The sequence below is a fragment of the Pseudonocardia hispaniensis genome (assembly GCF_042658695.1).
GTDB lineage: Bacteria > Actinomycetota > Actinomycetes > Mycobacteriales > Pseudonocardiaceae > Pseudonocardia > Pseudonocardia hispaniensis.
The window spans coordinates 43,593-66,468 of record NZ_JBHSQW010000018.1 but is presented as its reverse complement, the minus strand read 5'-3'; the positions used below and the strand labels follow the sequence as shown (position 1 = coordinate 66,468).

The 22,876-nt window shown below is 68.8% G+C and carries 23 protein-coding genes; 17 read left to right on the top strand and 6 right to left on the bottom strand.

Features of this window, described 5'->3' with window-relative positions; all coding sequences use genetic code 11:
- Positions 1-24 precede the first annotated feature (24 nt).
- The 8 genes from ACFQE5_RS09185 (at position 25) to ACFQE5_RS09150 (ending at position 8,882) form a co-directional block, all read left to right on the top strand.
- A complete protein-coding gene (locus ACFQE5_RS09185) occupies positions 25-945 on the top strand; it encodes an SDR family NAD(P)-dependent oxidoreductase (protein ID WP_379584413.1) in 921 nt (306 codons plus the stop codon).
- The gene (locus tag ACFQE5_RS09180; protein ID WP_379584412.1) at positions 942-2,618 is read left to right on the top strand and encodes an AMP-binding protein; all 1,677 of its coding nucleotides are present in this window, start codon (positions 942-944) and stop codon (positions 2,616-2,618) included. The genes ACFQE5_RS09185 and ACFQE5_RS09180 overlap by 4 nt, the downstream gene beginning before the upstream one ends.
- Positions 2,615-3,235: an acetate--CoA ligase family protein gene (locus ACFQE5_RS09175; RefSeq protein WP_379584411.1), complete on the top strand. Its 621-nt coding sequence runs from the start codon at positions 2,615-2,617 to the stop codon at positions 3,233-3,235. The genes ACFQE5_RS09180 and ACFQE5_RS09175 overlap by 4 nt, the downstream gene beginning before the upstream one ends.
- 152 nt (positions 3,236-3,387) lie before the next feature.
- Positions 3,388-4,758 (top strand): acetate--CoA ligase family protein, encoded by a 1,371-nt coding sequence (locus ACFQE5_RS09170; RefSeq protein ID WP_379584410.1) that lies wholly within the window; start codon positions 3,388-3,390, stop codon positions 4,756-4,758.
- Positions 4,755-5,873 carry an acyl-CoA dehydrogenase family protein gene (locus ACFQE5_RS09165; RefSeq protein ID WP_379584409.1) on the top strand — a complete coding sequence of 373 codons (1,119 nt, stop codon included), beginning with the start codon at positions 4,755-4,757 and terminating at the stop codon, positions 5,871-5,873. The genes ACFQE5_RS09170 and ACFQE5_RS09165 overlap by 4 nt, the downstream gene beginning before the upstream one ends.
- Positions 5,874-6,090: 217 nt before the next feature.
- Complete coding sequence (locus tag ACFQE5_RS09160) at positions 6,091-7,071, top strand: acyl-CoA dehydrogenase family protein (RefSeq protein WP_379584408.1); 981 nt, start codon at positions 6,091-6,093, stop codon at positions 7,069-7,071.
- Complete coding sequence (locus tag ACFQE5_RS09155) at positions 7,068-7,859, top strand: alpha/beta fold hydrolase (RefSeq protein ID WP_379584407.1); 792 nt, start codon at positions 7,068-7,070, stop codon at positions 7,857-7,859. Before ACFQE5_RS09160 ends, ACFQE5_RS09155 begins: the two co-directional genes overlap by 4 nt.
- Positions 7,860-8,012: 153 nt before the next feature.
- Positions 8,013-8,882 (top strand): MaoC/PaaZ C-terminal domain-containing protein, encoded by an 870-nt coding sequence (locus ACFQE5_RS09150; RefSeq protein ID WP_379584406.1) that lies wholly within the window; start codon positions 8,013-8,015, stop codon positions 8,880-8,882.
- Positions 8,883-8,937: 55 nt separating this feature from the next.
- Here the strand turns inward: ACFQE5_RS09150 and ACFQE5_RS09145 are convergent, their stop codons facing one another.
- Together ACFQE5_RS09145 and ACFQE5_RS09140 are read right to left on the bottom strand one after the other, a co-directional pair.
- Entirely contained in the window at positions 8,938-9,273 is a 336-nt protein-coding gene (locus tag ACFQE5_RS09145; RefSeq protein ID WP_379584405.1) for an indolepyruvate ferredoxin oxidoreductase subunit alpha, read from the bottom strand.
- A 22-nt stretch (positions 9,274-9,295) separates the two neighbouring features.
- On the bottom strand, positions 9,296-10,276 hold the full coding sequence (locus ACFQE5_RS09140; protein WP_379584404.1) for an NAD(P)/FAD-dependent oxidoreductase: 981 nt from the start codon (positions 10,274-10,276) through the stop codon (positions 9,296-9,298).
- A 242-nt stretch (positions 10,277-10,518) separates the two neighbouring features.
- Between ACFQE5_RS09140 and ACFQE5_RS09135 the strand changes: the two genes are divergently transcribed.
- The 8 genes from ACFQE5_RS09135 (at position 10,519) to ACFQE5_RS09100 (ending at position 19,048) form a co-directional block, all read left to right on the top strand.
- Complete coding sequence (locus ACFQE5_RS09135) at positions 10,519-11,739, top strand: Rieske 2Fe-2S domain-containing protein (RefSeq protein WP_379584403.1); 1,221 nt, start codon at positions 10,519-10,521, stop codon at positions 11,737-11,739.
- Positions 11,740-11,787: 48 nt separating this feature from the next.
- A complete protein-coding gene (locus tag ACFQE5_RS09130; protein WP_379584402.1) occupies positions 11,788-12,732 on the top strand; it encodes a DODA-type extradiol aromatic ring-opening family dioxygenase in 945 nt (314 codons plus the stop codon).
- Positions 12,729-14,048, top strand: coding sequence for a peptidase dimerization domain-containing protein (locus tag ACFQE5_RS09125; protein ID WP_379584401.1), 1,320 nt, complete (start codon positions 12,729-12,731; stop codon positions 14,046-14,048). Before ACFQE5_RS09130 ends, ACFQE5_RS09125 begins: the two co-directional genes overlap by 4 nt.
- Complete coding sequence (locus ACFQE5_RS09120) at positions 14,045-14,932, top strand: alpha/beta fold hydrolase (protein ID WP_379584400.1); 888 nt, start codon at positions 14,045-14,047, stop codon at positions 14,930-14,932. Before ACFQE5_RS09125 ends, ACFQE5_RS09120 begins: the two co-directional genes overlap by 4 nt.
- Positions 14,929-15,057 (top strand): hypothetical protein, encoded by a 129-nt coding sequence (locus ACFQE5_RS09115; RefSeq protein ID WP_379584399.1) that lies wholly within the window; start codon positions 14,929-14,931, stop codon positions 15,055-15,057. Before ACFQE5_RS09120 ends, ACFQE5_RS09115 begins: the two co-directional genes overlap by 4 nt.
- 27 nt (positions 15,058-15,084) lie before the next feature.
- On the top strand, positions 15,085-15,939 hold the full coding sequence (locus ACFQE5_RS09110; RefSeq protein ID WP_379584398.1) for an alpha/beta fold hydrolase: 855 nt from the start codon (positions 15,085-15,087) through the stop codon (positions 15,937-15,939).
- Positions 15,940-16,109: 170 nt separating this feature from the next.
- Entirely contained in the window at positions 16,110-16,895 is a 786-nt protein-coding gene (locus ACFQE5_RS09105; protein WP_379584397.1) for an IclR family transcriptional regulator, read from the top strand.
- A 434-nt stretch (positions 16,896-17,329) separates the two neighbouring features.
- The gene (locus ACFQE5_RS09100; RefSeq protein WP_379584396.1) at positions 17,330-19,048 is read left to right on the top strand and encodes a GAF domain-containing sensor histidine kinase; all 1,719 of its coding nucleotides are present in this window, start codon (positions 17,330-17,332) and stop codon (positions 19,046-19,048) included.
- A gap of 4 nt (positions 19,049-19,052) precedes the next feature.
- On the opposite strand, the gene gap is transcribed toward ACFQE5_RS09100, so the two are convergent.
- The 3 genes from gap to ACFQE5_RS09085 form a co-directional block, all read right to left on the bottom strand.
- On the bottom strand, positions 19,053-20,075 hold the full coding sequence (gene gap / locus ACFQE5_RS09095; RefSeq protein WP_379584395.1) for a type I glyceraldehyde-3-phosphate dehydrogenase: 1,023 nt from the start codon (positions 20,073-20,075) through the stop codon (positions 19,053-19,055).
- A 118-nt stretch (positions 20,076-20,193) separates the two neighbouring features.
- Complete coding sequence (locus tag ACFQE5_RS09090; RefSeq protein ID WP_379584394.1) at positions 20,194-20,850, bottom strand: response regulator; 657 nt, start codon at positions 20,848-20,850, stop codon at positions 20,194-20,196.
- A gap of 56 nt (positions 20,851-20,906) precedes the next feature.
- Positions 20,907-21,356 carry a pyridoxamine 5'-phosphate oxidase family protein gene (locus tag ACFQE5_RS09085; RefSeq protein ID WP_379584393.1) on the bottom strand — a complete coding sequence of 150 codons (450 nt, stop codon included), beginning with the start codon at positions 21,354-21,356 and terminating at the stop codon, positions 20,907-20,909.
- A 293-nt stretch (positions 21,357-21,649) separates the two neighbouring features.
- On the opposite strand from ACFQE5_RS09085, the gene ACFQE5_RS09080 reads away from it, so the two are divergent.
- Complete coding sequence (locus tag ACFQE5_RS09080; protein WP_379584392.1) at positions 21,650-22,411, top strand: hypothetical protein; 762 nt, start codon at positions 21,650-21,652, stop codon at positions 22,409-22,411.
- A gap of 4 nt (positions 22,412-22,415) precedes the next feature.
- On the opposite strand, the gene ACFQE5_RS09075 is transcribed toward ACFQE5_RS09080, so the two are convergent.
- The gene (locus tag ACFQE5_RS09075; protein WP_379584391.1) at positions 22,416-22,850 is read right to left on the bottom strand and encodes a pyridoxamine 5'-phosphate oxidase family protein; all 435 of its coding nucleotides are present in this window, start codon (positions 22,848-22,850) and stop codon (positions 22,416-22,418) included.
- Positions 22,851-22,876 lie beyond the last annotated feature (26 nt).

Here is a 22,876-nt window from a genome sequence, read left to right as displayed (position 1 = left end):
GCAACGGAAGCAGAGGTCAGCACGATGAAAGAGCAGTTGGACGCCCTGCGTTTCGATGGCCGGGTTGCCTTGGTCACCGGAGCGGGTGGCGGCCTCGGACGCAGTTACGCCCACCTCCTGGCGGCACGCGGGACCATCGTGATCGTCAATGACGTGGCGACCAGCATCGAGGACGGCATTGAGACCAGTCGCGCGGAGGTGGTCGCCCAGGAGATTCGCGACGCCGGAGGGGTCGCGGTCGCCAATCGTGACTCCGTCGGTACAGCCGAGGGCGGAGAGGCGATGGTTAGCGCGGCTCTCGAGACTTTCGGGCGGCTGGACATCGTGGTCAACAATGCGGGGATCGTACGCGATCGGGCGTTCCACAATCTGGAGCCAGCCGAGAGCGCTGCCCTGTTCGACGTGCATTTAATGGGGTGCTTTCATGTGACCCGGCCCGCGTGGCGGTGGATGCGCCAGCACGGTTATGGCCGAGTCGTCAACACCACCTCGGCATCTGGACTCTTCGGCAACTTTGGGCAGACGGCCTACGCGGCCGCCAAGGCTGGCGTCGTCGGGTTCACCCGTGCCTTGGCCCTGGAGGTCGGGGAGCGTGACATCCGTGTCAATGCCGTGGCGCCGATGGCCCTGACTCAACTCACCGACGGACTGCTCGGAGAGTTGGCCCGGCATTCCTCTCCAGATTTGGTGGCACCTACAGTCGCCTTCCTCTGCCATGAGTCCAATCCGCTCAACGGCGAGGTCATCTCCAGCGGTGGCGGACGTATCTCTCGAACCTTCCTGGCCGAAACCCCGGGACTGTTCGACCTGTCCGCCACACCCGAGGATATCGCGTCGGCACTCTCGGTGATCGTGGACGAGAAGGGCTACACGGTCCCCAAGAGCCTGGCCGACGTCAGCGCGAACATCCTGGCAGCAGCGCGACGCGGCGAGGAGCACCAATGAGCGAAACCAAGCGGGGAGTCGATGTCAACCTGGTCGACCTGCAGGAGCGGATCGCCGCGGCGATCCCGGATCGAGAGTCGATCGTCTGGGGCGAGCAGCGGTTCACGTGGCAGGAAACCAACCTCAGGACCCGGCGTATCGCCAACGCCCTTCTCGACCAGGGTCTGGGAAAGCTGGAAAGTCCTCGAGTAGAAGGCTGGCTCAGCCACCAGCAGCACGCGGCAGTCTATATGCGCAATCGTCCCGAGTACATCGAAGCGGTGCTCGGTAGCTTCAAAGCTCGCCTGATCCCGTTCAACGTGAACTATCGATATACGTCGACGGAACTTCAGGTACTGTTTGCCGACGCCGATCCTGCGGTGATCTTCTTTCAGTCCTGCTTCGCGGAGACGCTGCGGGAGACACTCGCCGTCCTGGGGAAGTGTCCCCTGTTGATTCAGATCGATGACGACAGCGGCGTGGGCCTGATGGAGAGTGCGCACTGGTTTCATGATCTGCTTGCCGAGGGTTCGGCCGCGCCGGTTCCCACCGTCCCCTCCCCCGACGACGGCTATCTGATCTACACCGGCGGCACCACCGGGATGCCCAAGGGGGTGCTCTGGCGCCAGGCGGACATCTTCGTCGCGGCGATGGGCGGCCGCCGCGACGACTTCTCCGAGTTCGAGAGCGTCGCGGAGATCATCGACCGCGCTCGAGGTGGTGGTAAACGGTTCCTTCCGTTGCCCCCTTTCATGCACGGCGGCGGTCTGTGGCTCGCCTTCTACGCCATCACTGGCGGTCACACCCTGGTGATCCAGCGCAACACCCGATCCTTCGACCCGATCGATGCGATGCAGACCATCGAGCGAGAACAGGTCGACACCCTGGTGATCGCCGGTACTGCCTTTGCTCGTCCGCTCCTCGAAGCCCTCGACGAGCAGGTGTACGACGTGAGCTCCCTGACCGATATTCACACCGGCGGGGCGGGCTTGCTGCCCGAGCTGAAGAGGGAATGGTTCCGGCACACCCCGGATGTGCTCATCTCCGACATGTTCGGTTCCAGCGAAGGCGGGGGGCACCTGGTCGGGTTGACAACGAGAACGCAGGAATCGCCTCAGCGCACGTTCACCCCGGTCCTGGGGACGACGCTCCTGGCGGAGGACCTGAGCATGGAGATCCAGCCCACCGATACGGAGATCGGGTGGGTGGCGCGCCGCGGACGACTGCCCAGGGGATATCTCAATGATCGTGACAAGACCGAGTCCACCTTTCCCATCATCGACGGGACGCGTTACGCCATCCCCGGTGACCGCGGCCGGTGGACGACCGGCGGGCGGATCGAGGTCCTGGGTCGCGACTCGATGTGTGTCAACTCCGGCGGCGAGAAGGTCTACGTCGAAGAGGTTGAGCAGGTCCTGCTCTCGCACCCTGCCGTGTACGACGTCCTGGTCGCGGGCAGTCCGGACGACCTGCTGGGGGAATGCGTCTCGGCGGTGGTGCAGTTCCGGCCCGGCAACCAGGTCACCCTCGACGAATTGCGCGGCTTCGGTCGCGGTCTCCTGGCCTCCTACAAGTTGCCCAAGCGCATGGTGGTGGTCGATGAGATCCGGCGTTCGCCTGCCGGCAAGGCCGACTACGGCTGGGCTCGCCGGACTCTGCGGGCAGGCCTGGCGGAAGGGGTCTCGTCCCGATGAGGGCATTGAGCGAAGCGGAGAGCAAGCAGCGGCTGGGGGACTGGTTGCCGGCCTGCCGGGAGCGACTCACCCGCTCGCCGGCAGAGGCCGCCGACTTCATGGCGGGTGGGAACGGAGTTTTCGTGGCCAAGGCATCCGGCGTGGCCCACAAGACCGAAGGCAACCTGGTCCGCGTGGGGCTGCCCGCCGAGTACGTGCTGGCGCAATGGGAAGAGTTGGCCGCAGCGGGTGACGGCAGCGTGCTGGTCGCCGACTTCGTCCGCCCTGAATATGAACTCCTGATCGGTGCGACCCGTGACGAGCAGTTCGGCCCGGTTCTGACCGTGGGACAGGGCGGGGTGATGACTGAGTCCATCGACGACGTGGTCTGCTTCCTGCACCCTCTGGACCGGGACGACTTCGGCCGGGGTCTCGAAGAGTTGCGCTGCGCTCGACTGCTGCACGGGCAGCGGGGCCGGCCCGGTGCAGACCTGGAGCGACTGTACGAACTCGGTTCTCACCTGCTTGACGTGCTGGTGGCGGACCCCGACGTCATGGGGGTGGATCTCAATCCGGTCGCGATCATCGACGGCCGTCCAGTGGTACTGGACGCACTCGTGATCCTGTCAGGGGCCTGAGCGAGCGCGACCGTGCGACATCCATCTGTCGTGGCGGGCGAACCGGAGATGAGCCACGGGTGTTTTGTGCAGCGAAGCCCGATGGTCGCCGCGCGCGACGCCGTCAATGAAAGTCCGATATCCGTATCATCGATGACAGGACAGGGTTTTGCATGGGTGACCTCACCCCGCTTTTCCAGCCGGAATCCGCGGCTGTGTACGGCGCATCGTCCGGGCCATCGCGAAAGCTGGGAAACACCTTGCTCAGCAACGTGGCGGTCAGTCTCCCCGACGTTCGTTGTGTCCATCCCACCGCCGAATCAATCGACGGGTTCCCCGCGACCGCGACGCTCAAGAGCCCAGTCGATCTAGCGTTGATCTCGGTCCCCGCCCGCGCCGCAGAGTCGGCCGTGCTGGACGCGGTCACCGCCGGTGCGCGGGCCCTCGTCGTGCTGTCCTCCGGATTTGCTGAAGCAGGCCTGGAAGGCCGTGCGGTGCAGGAACGCATCGTCGATATCGCCCGTCAGCACGAGGTCCCCTTGATCGGGCCGAACTGCATGGGTGTGGTGAGCCAGCTGTCCGGTGACCGGTGCTTGAATGCCTCTTATTTCTGGGAAGTACCGACGGGTCCCGGTCGCCTCAGCTTCGTGAGTCAAAGCGGCGCTTTCGGTGGGATGTTCCTCTCATTCCTCGGGGCAAAGAATCTTGGGCTGGCGCGTTTCGTGAGTCTCGGGAATGCCCCGGACGTCACCGTCACCGATGCGCTGCGGTGGCTCGGTGACGACGACCGGACCGAGGTCATTGGTGTCTTCGCCGAGGGGATACCCAACGGACGGGCTTTCGTCGAGGTAGCCGGTGATGTCACCTCCCGGAAACCGGTCGTGATCCTCAAGGGGGGGCGCAGCCAGGCCGGGGCCCGGGCTGCGGCGGGCCATACCGGATCCTTGGCCGGCGACCACAGAATCTACGAGGCTGCCTTCCGTCGGGCCGGAGTCCTCCAGGTGGACTCCTCCGTACAGTTCTTCGACACTCTGCGGTCGTTGTCGGTCGTCAGGCGTGGTCTGACTGCGGGCAGGGTGGCGGTGGTCACCGTTTCCGGAGGCCCGGGGGTGCTGGCCGCGGACGCCGCGGATCGGTCGGGTCTCACCCTGCCGACCTTGACGCAGCAGACTCAGGACAGGCTGCGTTGGCTCGTCCCGGAGTTCGCCGCGATCGGTAATCCGATCGACCTGACGCCCCAGTGCCGACCAGAGGCGATGGTCGACGCGGTGCTCGCGGTCTACGAGTCCAGGGAGGTCGACGGCGTCGTGGTCATCAACTGCGGTCTGGACATCACAGAGTTCGGCGCGGCGGTCGCGGACGCGGTGCGCAGGACCGGCGTGCCCACCACGGCCTTTCTGCTCGACGTGCCGAAGGTGATCGCCGAGGTGAGTGCCGTCGGCGTGCCCTGCTTCGACTCGCCCGAAGCGGCCGTACACGGCATCGCCGTCGCCATCGTCGACCGGCGAGGCGACAGCAACAGTGAGATGAGAAGGAATCGATGACAGTCGACGGCGCCAGACTCGACCAGAGTGAGTACGACGAGCTTCGGCAGGTGCTGCGGGCATTCTTCGACGAGTGTCAACCGAGTGAGCCGCCGACCGAGCACACACCGGCGCTGGATCGGGCCCAGTGGCTGCGGATGGCGGGGGAGCTCGGTGTGCAGGGCCTGCTCATCCCCGAGCAATGGGGAGGTGCCGGAGCGACGCTTGCCGAAGTCGGCCTCGTGTTCGAGGAGGCTGGGCGGGCGCTGCACCCGTTCCCGCTGCTGTCGACGATCGGACTGGCTACCCCGGCGCTCCTGGCCTCGGGTAACGAGGTCGCGATGAAGCGCTACCTCCCCAGCATCGCCGACGGTTCCTGCGTCGCGACGCTGGCCTTCGTGGAACCGGTGGGCCGATGGGACCCTACGTCCTACGACACCACCGCGGTCGCAGAAGCGGACGGTTGGCAGGTCAACGGGGTCAAGGACTACGTTCTCGACGGCACGGAGGCGGACTTGATGCTCGTGGTCGCCGACTCCGCCGAGGGACGGGTGCTGCTCGCCGTGGATCCTCGTCAGCCGGGTGTCCAAGTGATCGATCGGCCGGCCCTGGACCGGTCGCGATCTCTTGCCCGCGTCGAGTTGGATGCGGTGCCGGCGGTACTGGTCGCCGCGCCGGAGGAAGCTCCGAGGAGCCAGCAGCACGCCGTCGACACGGCACTGGTCTGCCTGGCCGCTGAGCAGGTCGGGGGCGGCGAACGGTGCCTGGAGATGTCGGTGGGACACGCCCGCGAACGCATCCAGTTCGGCAGGCCGATCGGCTCATTCCAGGCGATCAAGCACAAGTGCGCCGACATGTTGGTCGAGCTCGAGTCCGGTCGGGCATTGCAGCGTGCGGCCCTTGAGCAGGTGCTGCACCACTCTCCGGATCGTCACATCGCGACGGCCATGGCGAAGTCGTTCTGCTCGGAGATGTTCCATCATCTGGCCGCCGAGAACATCCAGATCCACGGTGCCATGGGATTTTCCTGGGAGTTCGAGGCCCATCGCTACTACAAGCGAGCCACGGCTGCGGCGGTTCTGTTCGGTTCGCCGCTCGATCACCGGCTGCGACTGGCCGAGTTGCTGGACTACTGATGGAAGCGACCGAGGAGAGAAAGTGGCGACGGTGAATACGGCGACGTCCGACCCGCAGACGAGCCGAGTGGTGACCCTGGTCGAGGAACTGCTGCGGGAGTTTCCGCCGGCTACCACCGGCCGGACCGCGTTCCTGAAGGAACAGTTCGATCGCGGGCTGGCGTGGGTCCACTTCCCGGTCGGGCGAGGTGGGTTGGACCTGCCCCGAAACCTGCAGGTGACCGTCCACGAGTTGCTGTCCGCGGCCGGTGCGCCGACCATGGACCACTATCTTGGCAATGCGCTGGGCGTGGCCATGATCGCACCGGCGCTGGTGGCGCATGGGCGACCCGATCAGTGGGACGCGTACCTGCGCCCGATGTTCTGCGGAGAAGAGATCTGGTGCCAGCTGTTCAGCGAACCCGGAGCCGGCTCGGATCTGGCGGCATTGCGGACCCGCGCGGTCCTCGACGGCGACGCCTGGGTGATCAATGGTCAGAAGATCTGGACCACCGCCGCGCACCGCGCCGACCGCGGCTTGCTGATGGCCCGCACCGGTGAACCGGGAGGTCGCCATCGGGGGTTGGCCGCGTTCGTCATCGACATGCGCGACCCTCACGTGGACGTGCGTCCACTGCGCCAGATCGACGGTTCTGCCCACCTGAACGAGGTCTACTTCGACGACCTCAGGGTTCCCGCCGGAGATCTCGTCGGTGCGCCGGACCAGGGCTGGCAGGTCGCCATCACCATCATGATGAACGAACGGGTCTCCATCGGAGGCGGGTCGGCCGGAGAAGGCTCCCAAGCCCTGGCGGAGGTCGTCGAGGTGTGGTGCCGTCGAGAAGACCGGGACCCGGTGATGCGCGATCGACTCGTGCAGTTGGCGATCAAGACACGTGCTGCCGACCTGCTGAACCAGGAGGCGGCCCGCAACCTGGCGGTCGACAATCCAGGTCCAGAGGGGTCGCTCGCGAAGCTGATCTACTCCCAGCTCAAACAGAGCGTATACGAGTTCGGCATGGACGCCCTCGGCAGTACGGCGCTTCTGTTCGGCAGCTATGCGTTCCATCGTCCGGAGGATCACGTGCCGGACGAGTTCGAGATCCAGCGGCACTACCTGTTCGCCCGCGGGGATTCCATCGGTGGTGGGACCTCGGAAGTGATGCGGAACATCGTCGGGGAACGCGTCCTGGGCCTGCCCAAGGAGCCGCGGCCATGAGTGAGGTCCGCATTCGTCGCCGCTACATCGACTGCGCCTGGGGCCAGCTGCATCTAGCGGAGGCCGGTTCCGGTCCGGCGGTGCTCCTCTTCCACCAAACCCCACGGAGCTGGGACGAGTACCGAGAGGTGCTGACCATTCTGGGTCGGCGGTTCCGGGCGATCGCCGTCGACACACCGGGCATGGGCTCCTCCGACCCGCTGCCGCAGCCGCCCACGATCGAAGGCTGGGCCGCGGCGATGGCGCACTTGCTGGAGATCGAGGGTCTGGACCGGGTCGACGTGGTCGGCCATCACACCGGCGGGTACATCGCATTCGAGCTCGCGGCCCAGGCTCCTGACCGCGTACGTCGGTTGGTTCTGTCCTCCACCGACCTGCTCAACGTCGGGGCCCGGGCCATCCGCACCGGTCGACGTGGCATCGACGAGGTGGAAGAACGCGACGACGGAAGCCATCTAGCCGAGCTCTGGCAGCGGCGAGCCAAGTACTACCCGCAGAACAACCGGCTGCTGAAGCGCTTCCTGAGGGACGCGCTGTGTACCGAGGACCCCGAGGACGGGCATCGCGTGGTGGCGCGCTACGAGATGGAGAAACGTCTGGACCGGGTCCGCCGGCCGGTCCTGTGCGTCGGTCACGCGCGCGACCGGTTCGCCTTCGGCGGTCAGGATCGTCTGGCCGGTGCGCTGGCTGACGCCCAGGTCCGGGTGATCCACGAGGGGGAGATCCCGCTTGAGCACACCGCCGCCGAGTTCGCCCAGATCGTCACCGAGTTCCTTTCGGCCGACTAACACCACATGCTGTTCCGTCATTGGTGTTGCTCCATTGACGTGTTGGACTACTTGGATTCTCAGCGGATGAGCTGCTCGCTCTGATGAACGCCGCGGAGTTCCCGCCTGGAAGGTCTGTGGCTCACGCGACGCCTCATCTGGAAGGAGCCCACGATGTCGATCGACCCCCGAGCAGCGCTTGCCGCCGAGCCGTTGCGGCAGCACCTGCGATGGACCGTGCGAGATGTCCTGCTCTATCACCTGTCCCTGGGCGCGGGCAGCCAAGCCGCCACCGATCCCGAGCCGCGATATACGTTGGAGCACCAGTTGCAGGTGCTCCCGACCTTCGCTCTCGTGGCCGGTCAGGGGGTCTCTGCGCCCGCCGTACCGCGGTTCGAGGACAAACTGGCTGGCCTGCGACTGGACCCACACCGGATCCTGCACGCGGGTCAGGACCTGCGCGTGAGTCAGCCCATCCCACCGGTGGGCGAGGCATGGCTCACATCCTCGGTCACGCAGATCTACGACAAGGGCAAGGCGGCCCTCGTCGTCCTCACCGAGAACGCCCATGATGGTTCGGACGAACTGTTGTGGACCGCGGAGACTCAGCTCTGGGTCGCCGGGGCCGGCGGTTTCGGTGGAGACCCCGGACCCGAGGTGACGTGGCGACGGCCCGACCGCGCTCCGAACGTGGAGTTCTCCATCCAGACGCAGCAGCAGCAGGCACTGCTCTACCGCCTCAACGGCGATATGAACCCGCTCCACGCGGATGCGGAGTTCGCGGCGGAGGCTGGTTTCGAACGGCCGATTCTGCATGGATTGGCGTCCTTCGGGATGCTCGCCCGAGGCGTGGTGGAGCACATCTTCGACGGAGAGGCCGCGCGGCTAGGCGGGGTGTCCGCGAGGTTCCGCCATCCTGTCCTTCCTGGACAATCCCTGGCCGCGCGGGTATGGCGTCAGGACGAAGCTCACCTCTTCGAGGTGAGCTGCCCCGATGCGGGGGGCGCGCTGGTGCTCGGTCAAGGAGTCGTCCGGGCCAGTTAACAGCGGGACCGAGCGGTGCCGACTTGGAGGTGGCGGGACCGATATCCCTGAGCGGTCAATAGGCGCTCACCAGGGGGGTGTCGACACCCAGTTCACCGACGGCGCTGGCCCCGCCCGGATCACCGAGGGGCGCGTCGCGCCCGGGCAGTGGCTCGGTGAAGAAGCTGATCGAGTCGCTGACGAACACGGCTTTGCGCTCGTCGGCGCGAGCCGCGCGGTCGGCGAAGATCGCGTCGACCGGGCACTCCGGTTCGCATGCGCCGCAGTCGATGCACTCGTTGGCGTTGATATAGCTCTTGCGCGCACCGACGTAGATGCAGTCGACAGGGCAGACGTCCAGACAGGCGCGATCGGTGACATCGATGCAGTTGGCGCCGATGACGTAGGCCATGGCGGTACCTCCAGGGGGTTGCTCAAACGGTGTCGGTGGAGTGGCCGGGGGAGAGGGACAGTTCGGGGTCGAGCATGACCGCGGCGTTGTTGACCGCAGTCGCTACCTCGCCGAAGCCGACCGACATCAGACGGACCTTGCCCTCGTAGTCGGTGATGTCCCCGGCGGCGTAGACGCGGTCGAGGTTGGTGCGCATGCGGCTGTCCACGACGGCCGAGCGGCGCCGCAGCCGCAGCCCCCATTCGGCGAGGGGGCCGAGGTTGCTGGCGAAGCCGAGCGCGGCCACGACGCTGTCGACCGGAAACACCCGCAGGTCCGGCTCACCGCGCACCCGGACGTGAGCCCGCTGGACGGTGCCGTTGCCCGAGAGGGCTTCGACCACGGCATCGGTGATGATCCGCGCGCCGCTCCCAGTAAGTGCGGTGACGCTCGCGGCGTGGGCTCGGAAGGTGGCCCGGCGATGCACCAGCGTCACCGAGCGCGCGACCGGCTGCAAGGCGAGCGCCCAGTCCACGGCGCTGTCCCCGCCGCCGACGATCAGCACGTCGTGGCCGGCGTGGGCCGCGGGGTCCGGGACGAAGTAGCTCAGGCCCCGGCCGAGGAACTCCTCGCCAGCCGGTAGCGCGCGGGTGAAGGCGCCGATGCCGGCGGCCAGGATCACCGCGCCGGCATCGACGACGTGCCCGTCGGCGAGCGTTACCCGGGGCCGACCCGCCTCGGAGTAGTCCAGTGCCACAGCTTGCAGGCCCAGCAGATATTGCGGTTCGTAGGTCGCGGCCTGCCCGAGGAGCGCGGCCACGAAGTCGCGCCCGATCACACCCGGGAGGCCCGCGACGTCGCGGATCTCCTTCTCCGGGTACAACGCGGCGATCTGACCGCCGGGCTGAGGTAGCGCATCAGTGACGACCGTGCGCAGACCGCGGAACCCGGCGCAAAAGGCGCCGTAGAGTCCGGTCGGGCCGGCCCCGACGATGAGGATGTCGGTGGTGGTGCATGCGGACACGCCGACCTCCGTCGGTCAATGTGGGAAGTGGGCAGATGTGGCCCAGAAGGTGTGCGAGCCAACGTTATGGGCATTGGCACCGACGTGCCGTGTATTCCGGACTGCTCACCGGAACATCCCGCGAGTTGTGGATCGCGGTTCGATCAACGGACCGATCGCCTTGGACCCGGTGGAACCTGATGCTGGAATTCTGGCACGTTCGGGTTGCGCAGCGGCCATCGATGAGGTGAATGGAGCGTGTCATGGGTGAAGAGAGCGGGGATTCCACCCCGCGTCGGCGCCACTCGCGGGCGGGAAAACTGCCCGGCCGGCAGGACTGGTCGAGCTGGCCCCACTACCAGGCCGCTGCCACGGGATTTCGCGGTTACTGGTACCCGGTCACGTACTCCTCGCAGATCACGACGAAACCCCGGCAGGTCACGCTGCTCGGCGAGAAGATCGTGCTGATCCGCGATAACGGCACGGTTTTCGCGTTGAAGGACCGGTGTCCGCATCGGGGGGTGCCGCTCAGCGAGGGCAACCAGCAGTTCCCGGGCACCATTTCCTGCCCCTATCACGGTTGGACGTTCGACCTCGCGACCGGCGAGTTGAAGGCGGCTATCACCGACGGCCCGGCCTCGCCGATCTGCGGCAAGGTCACCCAGCCGACCTACGAGGTGACCGAGCGGCTCGGCATGGTCTGGGTCTTCGTCGGTGACGGCGAGGACGCCCCGCCGATCGACTCCCAGCTGCCCGAGGAGCTCGTCGGCAATGCCGCGGTCGTGGGCTCGCGGATGCAGCCGCGCGCGGGGAACTGGCGTTTCGCCTGCGAGAACGGCTATGACGAGGGTCACGCCAAGTACCTGCACCGCACCGCATTGTGGCGGCTGTTCAAGGCGATGCCGGTGTGGAACGAGACCCGCATCGTCCGGCGGGGCCGATGGATCTACCGGGTGCAGGAAAAACAATATTGGGACGCCGATTTCCCGGGCCTGGGAAAGTGGAGCAACCAGGCCTGGTACAAGATGAAGCCGCCGACCGAGGTCGGCAATATCGGCAACACCACGACACACCGGAAGGTGAACCCGGTGATCGCGGCCCAGGAGTTCCCCGGATTCGCGTCGGTCAGCATGCCCGGTGTGCTGCGCATCGTCTACCCAACGTTCATCCATTACGAGTTCTATGTGCCCGTTGACGCGGACCGGCATCTCTACGTAGGAGTCATGGCGAGCTTCGGGAAGGGCGTCAAGACCTGGCCCTTCTACGCAAAGTATCTCGGCTTCGTTCGGTGGCTGTTCCACGGCCAGTTCTCCGGGCAGGACCGCTGGATGGTCGAGGTCACCGACGCGCCGCCGGAGCGGCTGTATCGCCCGGATGACTCGCTGCTCAAGTGGCGCAAGCTCGCCGAGGACGTCTCCGAGGAGCGGGCCAAGCGCCTGAGGGCTGAGGGCCTCGAGTCGGTCGGCCGACCGACCGACAACTGACCGCGAGCGAACGCCGAGACGTTGACACGGCGAGGGGAGCAAGGACCGATGGCGCGCGTCGTGCTCGGGGTGGGGGCGTCCCACTCCACGCTGATGAACACCCACTGGGATCAGGTCGGGCACACCGACCGTGCGCAGCTATTTCGGGATGCCTTGGCTGACGCCCGGGAGGCGATCGTGGCCGCCCGCCCCGATGTGGCGATCATCGTGGGGTCGAATCACTTCCGCGGGTTCTGGCTGGACCTGATTCCGGCGTTCACGCTCGGGGTCGGTGAGGTCATCGCGTCCGGGGAGGCCGGGACACCGTCCGGTCCACAACGGGTCGATCCGGCCTTCGCCCAGGTCCTCGCGCAGCACCTCGTCGAGGCCGGCACCGAGGTCGCGATCTCCGCCCGGCTGCAGATCGACCACGGCCAGACCCATGCCATCCAGTACCTCATGCACGGCCTGGACGTCCCGGTCGTACCGCTGGTGATCAACGTGTTTGCGGCCCCGCTGCCGCGGCTCGACCGCTGTGTGCAGCTGGGCCGCAACATCGCCGCTGCCGTCGAGGCGATGCCGGCGGATCTCCGTGTCGCGGTCATCGCCTCCGGTGGACTCTCGCATCAGCTGCCCTGGCCCCCTGACTGGCGCGATCCGCAGGGTGATGACGAGGAGTTCCTGGTGCAGGCGTGGCTCAACGGCCGCGGCGAGTGGGAGCACTACGACAAGCGCAGGCGCCAGATCATCCTTGCCGCGCAGCCGACGATCTTCGAGGAGTTCGATCGCGCTTTCCTCGGCGACCTGGAGGGCGGCGCGCTCGGGCGCTACGCCTCGATGTCGTCGCAGGACATCGAGGCGATGGCCGGCAACGGGGGACAGGAGCTTCGGGCGTGGCTGGTCATGGCCGCGGCGTTGAGCTTTGCGCCGGGCCGGACCCTGGCCTACGCGCCGATGCCGGAGTGGCTCACCGGCATGGGCGTCGCGGTCATCGATCCGGCGGCGACGCCGTGACCGCACCGGGAACGCGGCCTGCGAACCGGCGCACCGACGCGGCGATCGCGCGGGTGCTCGGCCACATCACCGAGGAGCGGCTGCGGGAGGCGGCCCGCGCCGTCGCGGCCGTCCCGAGCCCGACCGGCCGGGAGGCGCCGCTGGCGCATCTGCTGGCCGCCCGGCTCGCCGCCGCCGGATTCGCCGCGACCGCCCAACACCTCGACGAGGACCAGGCCAACGCGGTCGGTCGGCTGCGCGGCCGCGGCGGTGGCGAGGACCTGATGCTGTATGCACCGATCGACACCCTGACCACCGGCGAGGAGGAGCTCGACCTGCCGTGGATCGGGGAGCGGCTACGGGCGGACATGCGGCCCGAGGCGCGCGACGAGGGACCGTTCGTTTCGGGTCTGGGCGCCAGCAACCCGAAGGGGCACGCGGCGTGCATCCTGGTGCTCGCCGAGGCCCTCGGCGCGGTCCGGCCGGACCTGGCCGGCGACATCGTGGTCGCGTTCGGGGCCGGCGGCATGCCGACCAACGCCATCGAGGCGCCCGGCTACCCGGCCCGGGCCAACACCGGCCACGGGGTGGGGTGCTCGTTCCTCCTCGAACGCGGCTGGTACACCGACCACGCCGTGATCGCCAAGCCCGGTGACTTCGTCGCGCACGAGGAGGTGGGCCTCGCCTGGTTCGAGATCACCGTCCCGGGCGTCCACACCTACGTCGGCAGTCGCCACCGGCTGCCCTACCGCAACCCGATCGTCACCGCGGCCGAGGTCGTGACCCGGCTCGAGGCGTGGCTGGCCGACTACCCCGCCCGGCACCGCACCGCCACCGCGGCGCCGCAGGGGGTCATCGGCTCGATCGCGGGCGGCTGGGAGCGCATGCTCGCCGTCACGCCCGCGACCTGCCGGATCCGGCTCGACCTGCGCATCACCCCGGGCACGACACCGCTGGCGGCCAAGCGGGAACTTGCGGCGTTCGTGGCGCGGCTGTCACGCGAGCTGGACGTCGAGCTCGGGCTTGAGCTCGTCCTGGCGATTCCGGGTAGCCACACCCCGCCCGAGGCCCCGATCGTGCGTGCCGCGATCGACGCCTGGGAGCGCACCGCGGGGCGGACCCACGAGCCGGTGCCGGACAACAGCGGCGCTACCGACTCGAACATCCTGCGCGCCCGGGGGATCCCCACGGTCCGCATCGGCATGCCGAAGGTGACCTCGGACGAGTTCGACGTCGACTTCGCCCGCGGCATGAACACCGTCGACGTCCGCGCCATGCGGCGCCTCTGCGAGGTGCTGGCCCGGATCGCGATCTCGACCACGGAAGGACTGACATGACCGCAGCACCCGAAAGTCACTACGCCGACGGGGGCGGCATCCGCTATCACTACCACGACCTGGGCAGCGGGTCGGACACCGTGTTTCTGCACGGCGGCGGTCCCGGCTGCACCGCGTGGAGTGACTTCGGGCCGGTCGCACCGCTGTTCGCGGCCGATCGGCGCTGCCTGCTCGTGGATATCCACCAGTACGGGAAGTCCGAGAAGTCCCGGATCACCGGGCCGATGTGGGACCACCATGCGGCCAAGACGACCGCGCTGCTCGACACGCTCGGGGTGGACCGGGCCGATTTCATCTGCAACTCCTGGGGCGGCACGATCGCGCTCAACCTCGCCGCGAAGTACCCCGACCGGGTCCGGTCGCTCGTGGTGACCGGCAGCATGCCGGTGTTCTACGGGCCGCTGGCCCCGCTGCCCGAGGGCGGCCGCCGCGGCCGCAACGCCCGCGACGTCTACTACGGCGACGAGGGTCCGACCCGGGAGAAGATGCGTGAGCTGATCACCCGGCTGGAGTGGTACGACGGCGACAAGCTGCCCGAACAGACCCTGGACCTGCGCTACGAGCAGAGTCTCGATCCCGGGGAGCGCGAGCTCGCCGCGATGTCGGACTCGCCGCGGGGCGACTGGCAGGATCTCACCGAGCAGCTGGCGCAGATCCAGGCGCCCACCCTGTTCCTCTGGGGCATGCAGGATGCGTTCCTCACCCCCGACTACCCGCTGATGCTGGCCCGGATGGTGCCCAACGGAAATCTGCATGTGATGGACCACGCCTCCCACCATCTGCAGGAGGAACGCCCGCACGCCTACTACAGCGTGGTCAGCGGCTTCCTGAACTCGCTCGACACCGCCACCTCACTCACACCCGCCGAGGCCGCCCAGTCATGACCATGCCGAAGAAAGCCACGAGCAAGCTGCTGATCACGCTGTCCGTGCTGGGCGCAATCGCAGTCGTGCTGCCCCGGCTCGCGGCGCGCAGCCATACCCAGGTGCACCGCATCAACCAGACATGATCAACCCCGAGGAACCGGAGCCGTACCGTGAGCATCTGGACTGAACTGAGCTCGATCGCCCACAGGGTCGAGTACGTCGACGCGAACGGCGTGCCCACCCGCACGCTGCGCGCAGGCGACCCCGACGCGCAGGCCGTGATCTTCCTGCACGGCACGAGCGGGCATCTCGAGGCGTTTGCCCGCAACATCGTCGCGCACGCCGCCTACGACCTACACGCCATCGACATGCTCGGCCACGGCTACACCGGCAAGCCCGACCGGCCGTATGAGATCTCCGACTATGTGGCGCACCTACTCGACTACCTGGACGAGGTCGGCGTCGAGCGTGCACACATCATCGGGGAGTCCCTCGGCGGCTGGGTGGGCGCGCGAACCGCGATCGAACACCCCGAGCGTGTGCTCAGCCTGCAGCTGCTGTGCGCCGGTGGCACCGTGGCCAACCCCGAGGTCATGGAGCGCATCCGCACCAGCACGAAGAAGGCCGTCATGACCGATGATCTCGACCTCACCCGCAACCGGTTGCGGCTGCTCATGGCCGACGCCGCCGACGCCACCGAGGAGCTCGTCGAGATCCGGCATGCGATCTACCACCAGCCCGATTTCGTCGCCAACGTGGACAATCTGCTGTCCCTGCAGGACATGCAGCGCCGCCAGCGCAACCTGCTGCGCCCCGAGCAGCTGGCCCGGATCACCCACCCGACCCTGATCGTGTGGGGCCGGCAGAACCCGTTCGGTGAGGTACCCGAGGCCGCCGCCATGCACGAAGCGATCCCGGGCTCTCAGCTGGAGCTGTTCGACGAGTGCGGGCATTGGCCGCAACACGAGCAGGCCTCCCGTTACAACCCGATCAGCCTGGCATTCCTGCAGAAGACCGCGGCCTGATGCGAGACCGGTGAGGCTCGCCCCGGCTTGGTGGCTGCTCGACGAACTGCGGGCGGGCCGGGTTCGCGGCCGGGTGTGCTGACCCCCGGATAGTCCGGTCAGCCGGCCGAGTTCCGGTCAGCGGACCGGCTCCGTTGACCGAACTTGATCCACTGGCCGAGCCTTCGGGTATGGTGACACAGCTCGCGGACCCGCCCCATCGGGCCGTCGTGGATGCGAACAGCGTGCTGGGGAAGGTCCAGCTGATCCTCGAAGCGTTCGGACCCGATGATGAACACCTCAGCCTCACCGAGATCGCCCGCCGCTCGGGAGTGGCCAAGGCCTCCGTACACCGCCTCGCCCAGGAACTCCTCCAGTGGGGCGTGCTCGAGCGCCGCGGATCCGCCTACTGGCTCGGGATGCGGCTGTTCGAGATTGGCCAGCGCGTCCCGCGGCAGCGGATTCTCCGCGAGGCGGCACGGCCGTACATGGAGGACCTCTACCAGGCGACGAAGGAGACCATCCATCTCGCGGTCCTTGATGGACATGAGGTGCTCTATCTGGAGAAGATCTCGGGGCATGGCCAGATCACCCGCCCGTCACGAGTGGCGGGCCGAATGCCGTTGCACTGCACCGCGACCGGCAAGGTGCTGCTCGCGTTCGGGTCGCGCGCGCTCGTCGACGAGGTCATGGCCATGCCCTTCCAACGGGTCACCCCGTACACCGTTGGCGCCCCGGGCCTGCTGCTGCAGGAGCTCGCCAAGGCCCGTGAGGTGGGCTACGCCGTTGAGCGCGAGCAGACGAGGGTCGGATACCTGAGTGTGGCCATCCCGCTCGCCGGTGCCACCGGCACCACCATGGCCGCACTGTCGGTGACCGCGCCGGTCTTCCGCGCCGACGTCGAGAAATATGCCGGGCTGCTGGGCATGGTGAGCCGCCGGATCACCAAGACCATCTCCGCGATGGGGCGGAACTGACGCAGCCCGGACCGAGTGGCCGTCCTGTCGTGGCTGCGCTGTTGGCCCGACCGGTGTGTCGGGCCCGCTGCCGGCAGCCTCGTCGGGGTCCCGGGCGGTCACCTCGCCTATCGCGACGTGGGCGCCGGACACCCCTGGTGCTGCCGCACGGTGGGGTCTCGCCCACTGTCCGGCTTCAGCCTCACTCCGAAACCGAGGCCGGGGAGCGATTCAGGTCGGTCAGTGCGCGCGGCTCGAGGCGCAGTCGTGCGTTGTCGGCCGGCCGCGTGCCTGATCCGCGACGTGACCCGACGGCGCCGTCGGATCGCATCCGGCCGAACCGGCACGACCAACGGACTGGGATATCGGGGTGATTGCCTTCGCACAGCGTCCGTGCCACGTTTGCGGGAGGGCTCCACCCGTGCGCCGGATCCGTGCGAGGACAGGGGGATCCGATGCCGAGCGACTTTCCCGCTTCGGCCCTGGGGCGCCCCCAGCCGAACGTGCTGGACGGGCTCCGGCTCGACATGCTGCTCTGCGGCGTGCGGGAGCGGCTCGACGACGGGGTCGTCGAGACCCTCGACTGGATGCAGGGCCTGCTGGACGCCATCCTGGTCGTCGCGTCGGACCTCGAGCTGGACGCCATGCTGCGGCGGATCGTGCAGTCCGCTGCGCAGCTCGTCGACGCACGATACGGGGCACTCGCCGTGCTGGCGCCCGAAGGGGGCATCTGCCAATTCATCCATATCGGACTCGACGACGCCACGCGCGCGCGGATGGGTCCGCTTCCGGAGGGCAAGGGGCTGCTCGGGCAGCTGATCCTCGACCCGCGGCCGCTGCGGCTCGCGGACCTGAGCACGCACGAGGCGTCGGTCGGGTTTCCCCCGAACCACCCGCCGATGCGCAGCTTCCTGGGCGTTCCGGTGCGGGTCCGCGGTGGCGTGTTCGGCACTCTCTACCTCACGGAGAAGGCCGGCGGCGGCGAGTTCACCGCCGCCGACGAGGTGATGCTGCAGGCTCTCGCCGCGGCCGCGGGAACCGCGATCCACAACGCGGACCTCCTCGAACAGGCCCGGCTGCGAGAGTCCTGGCTGGAGGCGGCGGGGGAGATCCGAGGCGAGCTGCTCTCCGGGGCGACCGAGCAGGACGCGCTCGCCCTGATCGCGCTGCGCACGCTCGAGCTCACCGGGTCGGACGCGACGTTCATCGTGCTCGGACCGGATCCGGCCGATGGGCACTTCACGGTCGCCGCGCAGTGCGGACTGGCCGAGCCGAACACGGTGGGCCGCAGGATCGACGGATGCGACTCGCTGCTGCACCGCGTGGTGGATCGCCGGACCGCGGTCGCCGCCGCCCCGTCCGGCGGTCTGTTCGACGACCCGCACGAGACACTCGACGGCCCGACGATCGCGGTGCCGCTCACGTCCAAGGAGCGGGTGATCGGTGTCCTGGTCGCGGTGCGCCGACGCGCACCGCATCGCTTCCAGCCCGCCGAGGTGCCACTGCTCACCTCGTTCGCCGAGCAGGCGGCGCTCGCGCTGGAACTGGGCGGGAAGAACCGGGCGCAGCGTCAACGTGACATCTTCAGCGACCGCGACCGCATCGCCCGCGACCTGCACGACCACGTCATCCAGCGGCTGTTCGCCACCGGCCTGCAGCTGCAGAGCACGGCGCGTCGCACCGATGACCCGGTCCTGCAGCGCAGGATCCAGCGGGCCGTCGACGAACTCGACGAGGCCGTGCGGGAGGTCCGCACCTCGATCTTCGACTTGCACACCTCGACCGCCCACACCCGCGGCGGGCTGCGGCGCCAGCTGCTGGATGCCGCGGCCGAGGTGACGCAGGGTCGAGAACTGTCCCCTTCGGTGCGGATCTCGGGACCGGTCGACACGCTCGTGCCGCCGCAGGTGGGGGTGCACGCGGTCGCCGTCGTGCGGGAGGCGATCAGCAACGCGGTGCGCCACGCGGACGCGGGCCAGGTGATGCTCACCGTCGAGGCGGGGGAGAACCTGCTGATCGAGGTGGTCGACGACGGGATCGGCATCGAGCCCGGAACCGCCCGCAGCGGGCTGCGCAACCTGGCCGAGCGGGCACGGGAGTGCGACGGCGAGCTCACGGTGCGGCCGGAACCCGGCGGCGGCACCCGGCTGCGGTGGCGTGTGCCGCTGCGGTGACGGCTCAGCGCGGGTCCGCCGGGAGGGTGTGGGCGATCAGGTCGACCAGGTCGACCGTCCGCTGAGCGAAGCCCCACTCGTTGTCGTACCAGCCGAAGGCCTTGACCGTGTGCCCCACGGTCCGGGTGAGCGCCGTGTCCACCAGGCACGACGCGGGCTCGCCGATCACGTCGGTCGAGACGACGGGCCGGCTGGTGCAGCGCAGGATGCCCTTGAGTGTTCCCTCGGCCGCCGTCGCGAACGCACGGTTGACCTGACCGACCGTCACCGGTTCGGTCAGCCGTACCGTCAGGTCGACGAGGGAGACGTTCACGACCGGCACGTGCACCGCAACGCCATCGAGGCGGCCCGCCAGCTCGGGCAGCACGGTCCCGATCGCGCCGGCCGCGTCCGTGCTGGTTGGGATGATGTTCACCGCGGCCGAGCGGGCCCGGCGCAGGTCGCGGTGCGGCCCGTCGATCAGGTTCTGGTCCGCGGTGTAGCTGTGCACGGTGGTCAGCAGGCCCTCCTCGATCCCGAATGCGTGATGCAGCACCTGCGCCATGGGCGCCGCGCAGTTCGTGGTGCACGAGCCGGTGGAGACGACGTCGTGACGCAGCGCCTCGTACCTGTCGTCGCTGACGCCCATCACCACCGTCGCATCGACGCCCTCGCCGGGTGCGGTGATCACCACCTTCCGCGCTCCGGCGGCCAGATGAGCGGCGGCCTGGTCGCGGGTGCGGAATCGGCCGGTGGCCTCGACGACCACGTCCACGCCGAGCCCGCCCCAGTCCAGCAGGGCGGGGTCGGGCTGCTGGAAGGCGCGAATCTGCCGCTCGTCCACCGCGAGATAGCCGCCCCCTTCGCTGACGCGGCGGTGCCACGGGCCGTAGGCCGAGTCGTGGCGCAGCAGATGCGCGACGGTCTGCACCGGTGCCACGTCGTTGACGGCCACGACCTCGAAGCCCGTGTCGTCGCGTTCGACGACGCTGCGCAGGACGCCCCGACCGATCCGGCCCATCCCGTTGATGCCCACCCGGACAAGCATGATCCACTCCGTTTTCCGGCGTTGCTGGTCGCCGCCATCGTCGGTGCGGTGCCGAGGCGTTCCCACGGTCGTGCGGCATCCGTTGCGGGGGTCGAACGCCCCCGAAGCACCCGCGGTGCTATCCGGCCGAGCCACCGGAGCGGCGTCGCTCCGCGGCATACACGGCGGCCTCGGTGCGCCGGGAGAAGCCGAGTTTGTGCAGCAGCGAGGACACGTAGTTCTTGACGGTCTTCTCGGCCAGGAACAGCTCGGCGCCGATCTGCCGGTTGGTCAGCCCGTCGGCGACGAGGCCGAGGATGCGCCGCTCCTGGGGACTCAGCGAGGCGTAACGCGGGTCCTCCGGCTCATCACCCTTGCGCAGCCGCTCGAGCACCACGGCCGTGGCCTTGGGATCCAGCAGGGAACCGCCCGCGGCCACGGTCCGGACGGCGCCGACGAGATCGCTCCCGCCGACCTGCTTGAGCAGGTAGCCCGCCGCTCCCGCCATGATCGCACCGAACAGGGCCTCGTCGTCGGAGTACGAGGTGAGCATGAGGCAGGCGGGTGGCGGGTCCAACGCGGCGCGGATGTCGCGGCAGACCGAGACTCCCTCGCCGTCCGGGAGTCGCACGTCGAGGATGGCGACGTCCGGACGCAACGCAGGGATACGAGCCAGTGCCTGCGCGGCGGTCCCGGCCTCACCGATGACCGTGATGTCCTCTTCGCTCTCCAGGAGCTGGGCGATTCCGCGGCGGACGATCTCGTGGTCGTCGAGCAGAAAGACAGAGATGGGCACGGTGGTCTCCTCCACGCGATCGTCAGGGCTGCTCGGCGCGATGGTCGCAGGGGGTCTCATCGGCGCGGCTCCGCGTCGGCGATCGGGCGCAGCCTGCGGCCGGTCAGGCGTTGCAGGGGGACGGCGATGAGGTGCGGGGTGCGGGCCGGGGCCCAGGCAACCGGCGCACGTCCGTCGAGTGCGGCCAGCCTGTCGAGATCGGTCACCTCGTAGGCCTGCCCGACGCCCAGCACGCTCCACCCGGTGCGCGTCACCGGGTCGAGCTGGTCGATCTCGAACGCGACGACGGCCTGGTTCGTCGCGGTCAGCGTCCGCCCCTCGGCGGTGCGGAACAAGATCTCCTCGCCGTCGAGCACGTAGTTGACCGGATGCGCGGCGGGCATCGCGGCGTCGGTGAACACGACGCGGCCGACCCCACTCTTGAGCAGCAGACTCAGGCATTCGGCACGGTCGAGCGGCACGAGCTCGACGGCGGGTGCTGCGGTATCCGAGTCGGGGTTGGTCACAAGGGGCCAGTCTGGATCAGGCCGACCCCGCGTCGATAGGGGCGGATGACCCGGCATTCACGGCCTGGATAGGGACTTTCGGCACCCCCGGTCGCCCGGCACGACCCGGCGGCGCCCACCGAGCTGGTCGGCCGGACCAGCGTGGGGCCTTCGCGTCCGGGACGGCAGAGGCGGATGGCCCTGTGATGCGGGCGGAGGTCATCGGGCCGGCCCGGGACGAGCTGACGGACGGCGCGGGGCCCCGGGACCTCCGGCCGTCGAGCCGCGCGACCCGCGCCCGCAGGCTGGGGAGCGTGACCGCTCAGCAGCTCAGCCACACCCAACCGTTCACCGGAGCACCCCCGCTGACGGCGACCCTGACCAGGGCACTCACCGCGGTCTCCGTGCCGATCTTTGCCGGCGCGGTCCGCTGGTGGGTCGCCGGTACGAAAGGAGGCATCGAGCTGCGGGCGGCGCTCAGCGGGACGGTCCCGGCATCGGTGCAGCGCCCGACCCGCGTCGCGGCGGGGTCGGGGCTGCTCGCGGCGCGGCTCGCGGTCGCGGTCGCGGGGTACCGGCCCTTCACGACGGTGCTTCCCGATCATCGGCGGCCCGGGCTGCTCGCCGTACTGCGCCTCGGCGCCCTCGGCGAGCCGACCCCGACGGAACGAGCCCTCTTCGGCGCGCTCGTCCGGCCGGCGGCGGCACCTGCCCGGATGGCCGCCGCGGCCGCCGTCCCGCTGCTGCGGCGGGCCGTGGACACCGAGGGCGCGTGGCTGCGCAGTTCGCTGGATCCGGCTGACCGTGCCCGGATGGAGGCGATGCTGGCGGAGGTCGGCGGCGACGCCTCGCCGGACGCGCAGCTCCTCGTGGTCGGCAGCCATCACGACCTGCCGGCGGCCGACCTGCGGGCGGGCCTTGCGGTGCGCCGGCTCCTGCTCTGCGCGGCGGCGTTCGGCCTGGTCGGCGACGTGCTCGCCGGGCCGAGGGAGCTCGCCCGCCGTCGCCGGGAGCTGCCCGGCGCGGGCCCGGGGCTGATCCCACAGGTCCTGCTGCAGGTGGGCCCCGCCGGATAGGTCCTCAGGTCGTGCTCACCGCGCTGGTCACCGTGAGCCTGCGCCCGCGGAGCTGCTGCAGCGGGATCGCGATGGTGTGCGCGATGCGGCCGGGAGCCCAGGGGATCGGCATGCGGTCGGCAAGGCCGACGAGCCTGACCGGGTCGGTCACCTCATAGGCCACACCGATCCCCAGGACGCTCCATCCGGTGCGGGTTCGCCTGTCGATCTCGTCGACCTGGAAGGCGACGACGGCGTTGCGGGTCGCCGCCGCGAGCTTGCTCCCTGCTCCGGTGCGAAAGACGACCTCCGCGCCGTCCAGCAGGTAGTTGACGGGGTGGGCCGCGGGCAGCGCGAAATCGGTGAACACGACACGGCCGACCGCTCCGCCGGCCAAGAGGCGGAGGCAGTCGTCGGGGCCGATCTCGACGAGCTCGGTGTCCCTGGCTGATGTGGACAAGTCGTTGCCTCCGGTCCTCTCTCACC